The 12,309-nt window shown below is 37.4% G+C and carries 9 protein-coding genes; 5 read left to right on the top strand and 4 right to left on the bottom strand.

The features are described 5' to 3' along the window. Nucleotides 1–99 precede the first annotated feature (99 nt). The 3 genes from Q0A18_RS01955 to Q0A18_RS01945 all read left to right on the top strand — a co-directional run bounded on the left by Q0A18_RS01955 (nt 100) and on the right by Q0A18_RS01945 (nt 6,212). On the top strand, nt 100–2,436 hold the full coding sequence (locus Q0A18_RS01955; RefSeq protein ID WP_292008487.1) for a UvrD-helicase domain-containing protein: 2,337 nt from the start codon (nt 100–102) through the stop codon (nt 2,434–2,436). A 116-nt stretch (nt 2,437–2,552) separates the two neighbouring features. Continuing rightward, nucleotides 2,553–5,273: a TonB-dependent receptor gene (locus Q0A18_RS01950; RefSeq protein ID WP_292008486.1), complete on the top strand. Its 2,721-nt coding sequence runs from the start codon at nt 2,553–2,555 to the stop codon at nt 5,271–5,273. 120 nt (nt 5,274–5,393) lie between these two features. Further along, nucleotides 5,394–6,212, top strand: a complete 819-nt coding sequence (locus Q0A18_RS01945; RefSeq protein ID WP_292008485.1) for an alpha/beta hydrolase — start codon at nt 5,394–5,396, stop codon at nt 6,210–6,212. Between the two features lie 42 nt (nt 6,213–6,254). Here the strand turns inward: Q0A18_RS01945 and Q0A18_RS01940 are convergent, their stop codons facing one another. The 4 genes from Q0A18_RS01940 to Q0A18_RS01925 form a co-directional block, all read right to left on the bottom strand. Next, entirely contained in the window at nt 6,255–8,096 is a 1,842-nt protein-coding gene (locus Q0A18_RS01940; protein WP_292008484.1) for a carbon starvation protein A, read from the bottom strand. A gap of 199 nt (nt 8,097–8,295) precedes the next feature. Beyond that, nucleotides 8,296–9,354, bottom strand: coding sequence for an alpha/beta hydrolase (locus Q0A18_RS01935; protein ID WP_292008483.1), 1,059 nt, complete (start codon nt 9,352–9,354; stop codon nt 8,296–8,298). Nucleotides 9,355–9,366: 12 nt separating this feature from the next. After that, on the bottom strand, nt 9,367–9,750 hold the full coding sequence (locus tag Q0A18_RS01930; RefSeq protein WP_292008482.1) for a DUF3037 domain-containing protein: 384 nt from the start codon (nt 9,748–9,750) through the stop codon (nt 9,367–9,369). Further along, complete coding sequence (locus Q0A18_RS01925; protein ID WP_292008481.1) at nt 9,737–10,510, bottom strand: HipA family kinase; 774 nt, start codon at nt 10,508–10,510, stop codon at nt 9,737–9,739. Before Q0A18_RS01925 ends, Q0A18_RS01930 begins: the two co-directional genes overlap by 14 nt. A gap of 70 nt (nt 10,511–10,580) precedes the next feature. On the opposite strand from Q0A18_RS01925, the gene Q0A18_RS01920 reads away from it, so the two are divergent. Both Q0A18_RS01920 and Q0A18_RS01915 read left to right on the top strand, forming a co-directional pair. Then, nucleotides 10,581–11,429 carry a dienelactone hydrolase family protein gene (locus tag Q0A18_RS01920; RefSeq protein ID WP_292008480.1) on the top strand — a complete coding sequence of 283 codons (849 nt, stop codon included), beginning with the start codon at nt 10,581–10,583 and terminating at the stop codon, nt 11,427–11,429. A gap of 41 nt (nt 11,430–11,470) precedes the next feature. After that, on the top strand, nt 11,471–12,289 hold the full coding sequence (locus Q0A18_RS01915; protein WP_292008479.1) for a TerC family protein: 819 nt from the start codon (nt 11,471–11,473) through the stop codon (nt 12,287–12,289). The last annotated feature ends 20 nt before the right edge of the window (nt 12,290–12,309 follow it).

Genomic DNA, 12,309 nt, shown 5'->3' with positions numbered 1-12,309 from the left:
TTTTAAGCGATTCGATCTTTCTAAGTCTAAGACAAAGATTTCAAAAATTTGAATTCTCCATAGAATACTTTAATTTTGTAATTCAAAAATTTTTGTAGCATGGAGGATTATCTGAAAGGATTAAATGAATCACAATTTGAAGCCGTAACCACTTTACAGGGACCCTTAATGGTTCTGGCAGGAGCCGGTTCCGGAAAAACACGTGTGCTTACCATGCGTATTGCTCATTTGATTACAAATGGAGTAGATCCTTTCAATATTCTGGCACTTACCTTTACCAATAAGGCTGCTCGTGAAATGAAGGAGCGTATTGCCAAAGTAGTGGGGGACAGTAATGCCCGTAGCTTATGGATGGGAACCTTTCACTCTGTTTTTGCAAGAATTTTAAGAAGTGAAGCACATTATCTGGGATATCCGTCCAATTTTACTATTTATGATCAGCAGGATGCTTTAAATGTGATCAAAAAGGTGCTGAAAGATATGAGTATCGATGCAGATCTGTATAAGCCTAAAAAAGTTCAAGCAAGAATTTCTACCTACAAAAACAATCTGATTACAGTAAAAGCTTATTTCAATAATCCTGAATTAATGGAGGCTGACGAAAAGGCTAATATGAAATTTATCGGACAGATTTATCAGAAATATGTAGAAGCCTGTTTCCGAAACGGAGCTATGGATTTTGATGATTTATTATTGAAAACCAATGAATTGCTTACCCGTTTTCCGGAAGTATTGGCTAAATATCAGGACAGATTCAGATATATTCTCGTAGATGAGTATCAGGATACTAACCATTCTCAGTATCTAATTGTAAAAGCATTAGCTTCAAAATTTGAAAATATCTGTGTAGTGGGAGATGATGCCCAATCTATTTATTCTTTCCGTGGGGCTAATATTTATAATATTCTCAACTTTAAAAAGGATTATCCCGATGCGGTAACTGTATCTTTGGAGCAGAATTACCGCTCAACACAGAATATTGTAAATGCTGCCAATGTGGTTATTTCCAAAAACCTGCAGCAGTTTAAGAAAAATGTGTTTAGTGATAATGAAGAAGGAGAAAAAATAAAAGTATACCGTTCTCTTTCAGATGCGGATGAAGCCAATTTTGTAGCGGGAAATATCTGGGAAACCCGAAACCGTGAACAAAGAAAATACAGTGATTTTGCGATTCTCTACAGAACTAATTCCCAGACCAGAGCTTTTGAAGACGCTTTGAGAAGAAAGAATATTCCCTATAAGGTGTATGGAGGATTATCTTTCTACCAGAGAAAAGAAGTGAAAGATTTGTTGGGATATCTTCGTCTTTTAGTCAATGAAAATGATTCTGAAGCGTTAATGAGAATCATTAATTATCCTACACGGGGAATCGGGGAAACTACGCAGAATAAGCTTATTGTGTTCGCAGATTCCCAGAACTTATCGGTTTCCAAAGTATTGGATAATCTTCCGATGTATGCTCCCCATTTAGGATTTAATAATGGTGTACTTAATAAGCTTAATGATTTCTGGTCGATGATCAAGGCGTTTCAGGTTTTAATGAAAACTGAAACTGCTTATAATGTAGCGATGGAAGTAGCAAAAAGAAGTGGATTAATCAAATTCTTAAAAGATGATCAGACTCCTGAAGGAATCTCAAGGGTAGAAAACGTTCAGGAATTGATGAACTCTATGCAGGGGTTTATTGAAGAACAGATCCAGGTAGAAGATGGTGATCCGAGCCTTTCCAATTTCCTTGAAAATATTGCTCTTTCCGCAGATACGCAGGATAAAACTAATGATGATGATATGGTTTCTTTAATGACCATTCACCTTTCCAAAGGACTGGAGTTTCCAGTGGTACATCTGGTAGGACTGGAAGAAAATCTTTTCCCGAGCTTTATGAGCTCTGCCACAAGAGAAGACCTTGAGGAAGAAAGACGTCTGTTTTACGTTGCTTTAACAAGAGCTGAAAAGCAGGTGTTTTTTTCTTATGCAGTTTCAAGGTTCCAATGGGGAAAAATTACGGATGCAGAACCTTCAAGATTCCTTAGTGAAGTAGATGAACAATATATTGACTTTATTAATCCTGCCATAGAAAGCCGTTTTGTGAATAACTCAGGAATTAAATCTAATATTTTTGATGAATATCCTGAAGAGCCAAGATCTTTCAAAAAACTTGATGCTAAAAAAACAATCGAGAGAAATGAAAAGTCTAAACCTATTGCTGAGCCCCGAAAACTGAAGCCTGTAGGTTCAGCTAAGATCATTAACCCCAGCGGTAATTCATCCCAAGATATTGAAGTGGGAGACAGAGTCCGTCATGACCGTTTCGGAATAGGGGAGGTTACTTTCTTAGATGGAACAGACCCTCAGAACATTAAAGCTAAAGTGAAATTTCAGCATGAGGGAGAAAAAAATCTCATCTTAAAATTTGCCAAACTGACTAAAATTTAAAAAGATGGAATTTAACTATTAACATTTTTTATGATTTAATAGTCTATTAATTTTGTGGACTAATAAATATAAACTATTTTTGCTCCTCAAAACATTAAAAGTAATTAACTATAGATATGAAAAATAGAAAGACTATTTTATCAGCTTCTGTTTTATTCTTCTTGGGGAGCTATGCATTTGCGCAGGAAAAAGACTCTTTGAAAACAGGAAATGTAGAGGAGGTTGTAATCTTAGGATCGAGAGGCGGGGCAAGATCAAAAGCAGAAAGTCCGGTGCCTGTGGATGTCTTTAATATAAAAGAATCCTCTGTTGTTTTACCACAGACAAATATATCACAGATATTGAATGCGGTAGCACCGTCGTTTACATCAACAGTTCAGACGAATGCCGACGGAACGGATCACTTGGATCCTGCTCAGTTGAGAGGATTAGGGCCAGATCAGGTATTGGTATTGGTAAACGGAAAAAGGAGACATACCTCAGCCCTGGTAAATGTTAACGGAACACCAGGAAGAGGAACGGTAGGAACGGATTTAAATGCCATTCCTTCTTTTGCACTCAGCAGAATAGAAGTGCTTAGAGACGGAGCTGCAGCACAATATGGTTCTGATGCGATCGCTGGTGTTATCAATCTGGAACTCAGAAGAGACACCGGTAAATTGGCAGGACAGATCAGCTATGGTGGAAATTTAACACCAGCAGCAAATGACCATACAGGAGATTTTGACGGACAAAATGTACAAATTGACTTGAACTACGGAAATAAAATAGGTAAAAGAGGAGGTTTCTATAATATTACATGGACTTCACAATTCAGAAATCCTACTTACAGAGCGGGAACTGAAAGCGGAGCTATTTATAATGCATATAATGCTATTGAGCAGAGAGCTTTAAATGATGGTGTTAATCTTTCTTCACTTTTCAGTAATATCAATAATACTCCAAATTCCCAGCAGATTGTCAATTATATTCACCAGTATGCACAGGGAGTGGATTATTTCTCCCAGGCTTTCCAGAATCAGATTCAGGGTGCAAATTCAATCAGTGCTCTACAGGGAATTCTGGGCCAAAATGTAACCGATCAGGAATTAGCATACAGAGGTCTTACAAGAAAAGATTTTAATATGCAGGTAGGACAATCTAAACTGAATAACCATCAGCTTTTTGCCAATATAGAAATACCCGTAAGTGATGACTGGAAGGTGTATACGTTTGGGGGCTATAGTTTCAGACATGGTACTTCCGGAGGTTTTTACAGAAGACCGAATCAAAGCAGAACCTTTACAGGTTTATATGCAAACGGATACCTTCCTCAGATCGCTACGGACATTCAGGATCTTTCTTTGTCCACGGGTATTAAAGGAAAATGGGACGGATGGAATATAGATTTCAGTAATACTTTTGGACAGAACTCATTTGATTATACGATCCAGAATACGGGAAATACTTCTCTTAGATTTGCTTCACCCAATGAATTCAGGGCAGGAGGATTAAGATTTACCCAAAATACAATCAACCTTGATTTCTCTAAAAAATATGATGTATGGAGTGGTATCAACGTGGCCTTCGGAGCAGAACACCGTTATGAAAACTTTAAAATAACGGCAGGGGAAGAAGCTTCGTATGCTACTTATGATGTGAATGGTAATGTATGGATAGGAAACAGCCTTCGGCCTACTGACTTTTTCGGAAATGCACTGGCCGGCGGCTCGCAGGTTTTCAGTGGATTCAGACCTGAAAATGCAGTGAATAAAAACAGACAATCAGTAGCAGGATATGCAGATGTGGAATTGAATTTTACGGATTGGTTATTAGTAGATGCAGCAGCCAGGTATGAGAATTATTCGGATTTTGGTTCCACCTTTAATTATAAACTGGCATCCAGAATTAAACTGGATAAGAACCTTAATTTCAGATTTGCAGGATCTACAGGGTTCAGAGCACCATCGATCCATCAGATTTACTATAATGTGACATCTACTTTATTTACGAATAATCAGCTTCTGGAAGTGGGTACTTTCAGCAATGACTCAAAGATTGCAGCTTTACTGGGAATCCCTAAACTGAAGCAGGAAACTTCAAAATCTGCGAGTGTGGGATTTACATATAAAATTCCGGCTGTTAATTTAACTATTACAGCTGATGGATACTTTACAAGAATTGATGACAGGATTATTCTTACCGACCAGTTTACGAGAGCTGCAGTTCCGGCCGCGGCACAGGCAGCATTTGATACAGCAGGAGTAAATGCAGGGCAGTTTTTTGCCAATGCTATTGATACGGAAACTAAAGGTTTGGATATTGTTATTGATCATAATGTAAGGTTTTCTGATTTTAAACTGAATAATAACTTTGCGATTAATCTTAACCAGACAAGAAAGGTAGGAGAAACCCACTCTTCAGGATTGTTACAGTCTGCTAATCTGGAAAATATCTACTTCTCTGAAAAGTCAAGAGTATATTTGGAAGAAGCTGTTCCAAGGGTAAAAGCTAGCTTGTCTAATAACCTTTCATGGAGAAATGCTACTTTCTATTTAAGAAATACCTATTATGGAGCGGTAACCGGAGCTGATGTATTAGATGCTAACGGAGATGGAGTGGTGGAGTTTAATGAACATCAGAAAATAGGTGATAAAATTATTACGGACATTTCAGTAGCCTATCAGTTTACAAAAAATGTTGGATTGACCTTAGGGGTAAATAATTTATTTGATATTTATCCTACTAAGAACCTTGCTGCTTCCACAAATAATGATCAGTTTATCTATTCCCGTTCAACGTCCCAGTTTGGACAGAATGGGCGATATGTATTTACTCGACTCAATTTTAATTTTTAATGTTTTTAAATCTTTCAGGACGGGTTCAGAAATGGATCCGTTTTTCTTTTTTAGTTATTTTTAATATCTCAGTTTGAGACAAATAAAAATCATATATTTATCCTTATTAAAAATAAGAGAATGCGTAAAATTTTAATATCCATATCTATTATATTATTTTCAATTATTGTATCAGGACAGGAGTATAAGACACTGAACAATATTCATTATTATGAAGAAAAAATAAATCAGACGGATAAATACATTGATGAAAGATGTGTGCTGGATATTTATATACCACAAAATGTTAAGGATTTTCCTACAGTAATCTGGTTTCATGGTGGAGGATTAACCGGTGGGGAGAAGGAAATTCCTGAAGCTTTAAAAAATAAAGGAATTGCTGTGGTAGGAGTAAATTACAGGCTTTCACCAAAAGTAAGTGCTCCCCTGTATATTGAGGATGCTGCTGCTGCGGTGGCGTGGGTTTTTAAAAATATTAAAAAATACGGTGGAGATGAAAATATGATCTTTGTTTCAGGACATTCGGCAGGAGGATACCTTGTTACGATGATTGCACTGGATAAAACTTACCTGAATAAATATGGAATTGATGCGAATAAGTTAGCGGGTGTAATTCCTTTCAGCGGGCAGATGATCACTCATTTTACAGCGAGAAAGGAAAAAGGAGTGGATGAACTGGATGCTCGCATAGACGAGCTGGCTCCTCTTCATTTTATCCGTGCAGATGCCCCACCTCTACTTTTGATCACGGGGGACCGTGAAAAAGAATTGTTTGGAAGATATGAAGAAAACGCGTATATGGCCCGTATGATGAAGCTTAAAGGTCATAAGGATACCACATTATATGAATTGGAAGGCTTTGACCATGGCGGAATGGCTCAGCCGGCATTTCCTTTACTTTTGAATGAGATTAAACGTATTCAAAAACGTACAAAATGAAACCAGCAGGTAACTGTTGGTTTTCCTTTATAGAAATTGTAATTATCTGTCCACCAATTCTTTTACAGACTCTCCGTAAAAATCTGTTTCGGAGGTTTTGATCTGTAGAAGCTCGTACCATTTCCTGAAGGCTCCTATAAAAACAATAAGCATGAGAACCATAGCGACTACAGCTAATGTTGCCAGTAAATATTGCCCTTTCGGAATGTAAATGTCTGTCACCTGAATATATCCGGCCCAAAAAGTGATAATCGCCATAAATATTCCCGGAATAGCAGAACAAAGGGCGTATTTTCCCCGGTTCAGGCGGATTAGCATCGTCGTACATACAATTAATCCGCAGGCTGCCAATAACTGATTACTGATTCCGAATAATGGCCAGATGCTGCTGACATTTCCCGTAAAGACCAGATAACCCCATGCAAAGGTGAAAAGCAGGCTGCTGATCATAATTCCCGGAGTCCAGTTCTTATCATTGAACTTGGGAATAACAGAGCCCAGCATTTCCTGCAAGAAAAACCTTCCGACTCTTGTTCCCGCATCAATTGCAGTAAGGATAAATACAGCTTCAAACATGATGGCAAAATTGTACCAGTAAGCCATCAGCTGATCCATATAAGGGATTTTATTAAAGATATGTGCCATTCCGACAGCTAAAGAAACAGCTCCACCCGTTCTTCCATGAAGATCAATACCTATTTTTTCAGAAAAGTAGTTGATGTCCACACCGTGTAAAGAAGGATGAGCCACTAGAAAAGCATCATAGGATTCCTTTGGCGTATTGATGGCGAAATAATCTCCGGGCATTAAAGTACAGGCAGCAATAAGTGCCATCAGTGCAACAAACCCTTCTACGAGCATTGCACCATATCCTACAAATAATATTTCTCTTTCCCTGTTCAGCATTTTTGGGGTAGTCCCTGTAGCGATTACAGCATGAAACCCTGAAATAGCCCCACATGCAATAACAATAAAAATAAAAGGAAGCACAGGTCCTCCGATAACGGGCCCTCCGCCATTTACAAACTGAGTAAGTGCCGGCATCTGAATGGTAGGATGAATCACGATAACTCCTATAGCCAGCATGATGATCGTTCCTATTTTTAAATAGGTAGAAAGGTAATCCCTGGGAACAAGCAGTAACCATACAGGCAATACTGAAGCTAAGAAACCATATAAAGGAATAGCAATGGAAATGGTGGTAATATGCCATGAAAAAAGGTTGTTCATAGTTTCGTTCTGCATCAGGCTGTGTCCGCCTATAATTCCTGCTATAAGAAGTATTCCGCCTAAGATACTAGCAAAGGTCACACTGTTTTTCCTGTAACGCATGATCAATCCCATTATAATGGCAATAGGCATCGTAATTATAACGGTAAATAACGACCAGGAAGCTTCGTGCATTGCATTGATACAGGCTAAGGATAATCCGGCCAATGTAAGAATCAAAATGAATAGAATGGCAAATCCTGCAACAGTCCCGGTTGTTTTTCCAATCTCTTTGGAAGCAATTGTTGCAAGACTTTGTCCTTTATGACGAACAGAAGCGAATAGAACCACCATATCGTGGACTCCTCCGCCAAGTACACAACCGATCAGGATCCATAATGCTCCGGGAAGATACCCGAACTGAGCCGCAAGAACAGGTCCCACTAGAGGCCCGGCTGCGGCAATAGCAGCAAAGTGATGCCCAAACAGAACATTCTTATTGGTGGCAACATAGTCTTTACCATCTGCAAACTCTACTGCGGGAGTTGTGTTTTTATCATTAAGACGAAGGACTTTATTTGCCATGAAAATTCCGTAAAAACGGTAGGCGATTGCAAATATCAGTATCGAAGTGAATACTAATGTAAGCGCATTAATTCCATTGAGAAATTCCATATCACTTTGTTTTTTTTAGATGGTAATAATTAAAATTTATGCCTATTTATTTGAAATAATTCAATTGTTAGGCAAGTTAATTATTTTGTGTATAAAAAAAATGAATATGTATAGTAATTTAGCAAATTTTCAATACAAAAGACTGTGACCTTTTTGGAATTCACTATATATGGAATATTTTTTTTAATATATGTATAGTTTACAGTTTTTCAGCTGAGGTCGTAAGGGAAGTGTGGGAAATTATAAAAGTAACCATTTCATTCACGATCTCATGGAGATGATCGGTATCTGTAGTCTTGAAGCCATGAGTTCCCTGATCTACGATAGTGAGAGAGGTTTCTATGTTATTTTTCTTTAAAGTTTTATATAACTTTTTAGATTGTTTTAAGGGAACGATTTTGTCCTTATTTCCCTGTAAAATCTGAGTGGGGACAGCATTTTTAACATATGCGAGGGGAGAAACTGATTGACAGATCTCTATGATTTTTTTCTTATCTTTTTCAATATCATATCCCGTGAGTCCTAATAAAAGATCTGATCGTCTTTCAAGAAGCTCTTTTAAAAATAATCCAGCAATGGCAGTCTGTACTTTTCCAAGCCTTGTACGCATTAATTTATTTAAATCTGCAGGTCCGTAATTATCGACTACATAATTTACTTTTGCCGAATAGGAGGCCAGTTCTGGGCTTCCTATAAAATCATTATCACTGGTATAAGCGGTTAATAGTGATAAATGAGCCCCTGCAGAAGTTCCGATCAAACCAATATTAGCAGTATCAAAATGATATTTTTCTGCATTCTTTCTTACCCACCGAACCGCATCTTTACAATCCTGGATAGGAGACGGAAAATGAGTATGTTCGTTGACCAGCCTGTAGTTAATACTGATGACAATATATTCTTTCTCAACCAATTTTAAGATCAGATCTTCAATATAGCTCCCCTTTCGTATAGTTTTATCTCCGAGAACCCATGCTCCTCCATGAACATAAATAGCGATGGGAAGATTTCTACCAAAAGTATTCTTTGGATGATAGATATCCAGAAGAATAGAATTCCCGTTTTCATCAGTTTTATATGTTATGCTTTCAGAAATCAGAGTCTTTTCTGTCAGGAGAATGCTTTTTTCAATTTTGGGTTGTTCAGGAATTTTGCTTTGTGAAAACCCTTGATGAAAGCTCCCGAATACCAGACTTATGAAAAACAGGTTGAATAAAAACCTTTGAAAGGATGATTGATTATTGTTGAGTATCTTCATATAAAAATGAGATTATTTAACCAATTCCTGAAAAAGTTTATCAAAAGTTTTATCAAGGTCTTTGGATTTTCCAGGATGAGGTCTTGAAGTCTGTACTACAGAACTCCTTACAGCGGTTAACCAGCGGAAACGCTCCGGAATTTCAAGCTGTGCAATAGGACCACCGTCTTTTTGTCCGTGAGCCACTTTCTGGAAGCTTTCAAGATTATGGATAATATCGTCGTAATCCAGCTTACTGTGCATTAATCTGAATTTATCAGGACATAGGTAAAATTCCACACGAATGTATTTTTCCTTTTTTGAAAACATAACCAGTCCTATATTGAAAAACTCTTCTCTTTCAACTTTAGGGACCAGGCGTATAACTGCATATTCGTATATTTTATCCTCTTGCATTTTTCGCTTCGTTTACAAAAATTGTGGAATTCTCTAATCTTGTTTTCATAAATTGGAAATATATCTCACGGATTTCTTCCGGAGATTCATCGGCATCTTCCCATTGTAACCAGTCTTCGGGGATTAAATTAACAACCTCTCTGAAAATACCGTCATTTAAAATCTCATGAGCCCATTGATCAGCCTCATCCAGCTTTGTCGCTTTAGGGAGTAAAACATGATCTTTTACATACTTAAAGGGAGTTTTTGCGGCAGTATCAAAATTTTGCCATGAATGATGAAAATAAAAAGAAGCTCCGTTATCAATCACCCAAAGTTCTTTGTGCCACATTAAAAGATTGGTATTCTTATAAGTACGGTCTATATTAGTTATAAAAGCATCCAGCCATACAATTTTGGAAGCGAGTAACGGATCTATACTGATTCCCGGATCATAAGCTATGGCTCCGGACAGATAGTGTAATCCAAGGTTAAGTCCTTCAGAAAATTTCAAAAGATCCTGAATTTCTTCATCAGCTTCCGTTCTTCCAAAATCGACATCAAGGTTTACAAATACCAGCTCAGGAATTTTTAATCCTAATACCTCAGTTATTTTTCCGCCTAAAAGTTCGGAAATCAGCATTTTTACTCCATGGCCTGCACCCCGGAATTTCAATACATATTTAAAATCATCATCCGCTTCAGCTAAAGCAGGTAAAGATCCGCCTTCACGCAATGGCAGAATATAACGCATGACGGTTACTGTCCTTATATCCAACATAAGAACAAAAATAAGATTTTTAATCTCGATTTGGATATATTTGTAGAACAATTACTCATTAAGAACTGATATGAAAATCATAAAAAATAAGAATCTTGTTATTTCAAATCCGGAGACCAGAGAATTTCTTGCCGATTCATTCTATCCGGAGGAAGGAGAAAAGCTGCCGTTAATTCTCTTTGCTCACGGTTATAAAGGATATAAAGATTGGGGAGCCTGGAATTTAATGGCAGAAAAATTTGCAGAAGCAGGTTTCTTTTTTGTGAAATTTAATTTTTCGTTTAACGGAACTACACTGGATGATCCCCAGCACTTCGGTGACCTGGAGGCTTTTGGAAATAATAATTATTCTAAAGAATTATCAGATTTAGGAGCCGTTATCGACTATTTTATCAATAATCCTAAAGTTGATTCCCATAAAGTTATTTTGATAGGACACAGTAGAGGAGGAGGAATTTCCATAGTAAAAACTTTTGAAGACGAAAGAATTAACGGATTGATTACTCTGGCAAGTGTAGACAGCCTTGAACGCTTTCCGAAAGGAGACCGCCTTGAAAACTGGAAAGAATCAGGAGTATATTACGTGGTCAATGGAAGGACAAAACAGCAGATGCCTCATTTCTATCAGTTTTATGAAGACTATCAAAAAGATCCGGTACGTTTCGATGTGGAAAGAGCTATAGAAATGGCTAAGGCACATATCCTCATTATTCATGGGACCCATGATGAAAGCGTGGATGTGAGAAATGCCGAACATTTACATCTTTTAAATGCCAGCTCGGAATTATTTCTGATTGAAGGAGCCAATCATGTATTTGGGGCTAAAGAACCCTGGGAAGAAAATACTTTCCCTGATGATTTGCAGACTCTTGTTAATAAATGCATAGATTTTATTAATAACAGATTCCAAACTAAATAGATAAAATCGTATTTTTAACACGATTATTAAAATAAACACATATGGACCTTTTCTCCGCATTGGAATTTCCCAATTTTGCGAATCCCCAGATCTGGATCAGTTTGCTTACACTTACTTTTCTTGAAATTGTATTAGGGGTAGACAATATTATTTTTATATCCATTATATCCAATAAACTTCCGGCAGCTCAACAGAGGAAAGCCAGAAATATTGGATTGATTCTGGCAATGGTATTCAGAATAATGCTTTTGCTGATGATCAACTGGATTATCGGACTGAAAGACCCCGTTCTTACCCTCAGTTTTATCGATGAACCGGGAACCGACCTTCCCTTGCTGTTAAGCTGGAAGGATATTATATTACTGGCAGGAGGGCTTTTCCTAATCCTTAAGAGTACGTTCGAAATCCATTCCAAGATGCAGATTGATGATGAACCTCATCATGCTCCTAAATCGGCAGGGTCCAGTCTTTTGACCACAGTGATTATCCAGATTATTCTGGTTGATATGGTGTTTTCCTTGGATTCGATTTTAACAGCTGTTGGTTTGGTTGATAATGTAGTACTAATGATTATAGCCGTTATTGTATCGATAGGAATTATGATGATGTTTGCCGGGCCTATTTCGAGGATTATTAATCAGTATCCGAGTTTACAGATGCTGGCCCTGTCTTTTCTTGTAGTAATTGGGGTAATGCTTGTTGCAGAAGGTATCCATCAGCATATCAGTAAAAATATTATTTATTCCTGTTTAGCATTCAGTTTATTGGTAGAGCTTTTGAATATCAATGTGAGAAACAAAAGAAAGAAAGCTTTAAAGCTGAATCCGGATTTAAAAGATAATCTTGAAATCGATGAATAAAATAATAAAAAGGAGTGAAT

This window comes from Chryseobacterium sp., assembly GCF_022712095.1.
GTDB lineage: Bacteria > Bacteroidota > Bacteroidia > Flavobacteriales > Weeksellaceae > Chryseobacterium.
Note: the sequence above shows the minus strand (reverse complement) of the source record. Positions and strands in the feature narration are given on the sequence as shown.

Bases quoted from the DNA above. Each gene is read 5' to 3' on its own strand.
- Q0A18_RS01955 (WP_292008487.1), top strand. From the start codon at position 100: ATGGAGGATTATCTGAAAGGATTAAATGAATCACAATTTGAAGCCGTA.
- Q0A18_RS01950 (WP_292008486.1), top strand. From the start codon at position 2,553: ATGAAAAATAGAAAGACTATTTTATCAGCTTCTGTTTTATTCTTCTTG.
- Q0A18_RS01945 (WP_292008485.1), top strand. From the start codon at position 5,394: ATGCGTAAAATTTTAATATCCATATCTATTATATTATTTTCAATTATT.
- Q0A18_RS01940 (WP_292008484.1), bottom strand. From the start codon at position 8,096: ATGGAATTTCTCAATGGAATTAATGCGCTTACATTAGTATTCACTTCG.
- Q0A18_RS01935 (WP_292008483.1), bottom strand. From the start codon at position 9,354: ATGAAGATACTCAACAATAATCAATCATCCTTTCAAAGGTTTTTATTC.
- Q0A18_RS01930 (WP_292008482.1), bottom strand. From the start codon at position 9,750: ATGCAAGAGGATAAAATATACGAATATGCAGTTATACGCCTGGTCCCT.
- Q0A18_RS01925 (WP_292008481.1), bottom strand. From the start codon at position 10,510: ATGTTGGATATAAGGACAGTAACCGTCATGCGTTATATTCTGCCATTG.
- Q0A18_RS01920 (WP_292008480.1), top strand. From the start codon at position 10,581: ATGAAAATCATAAAAAATAAGAATCTTGTTATTTCAAATCCGGAGACC.
- Q0A18_RS01915 (WP_292008479.1), top strand. From the start codon at position 11,471: ATGGACCTTTTCTCCGCATTGGAATTTCCCAATTTTGCGAATCCCCAG.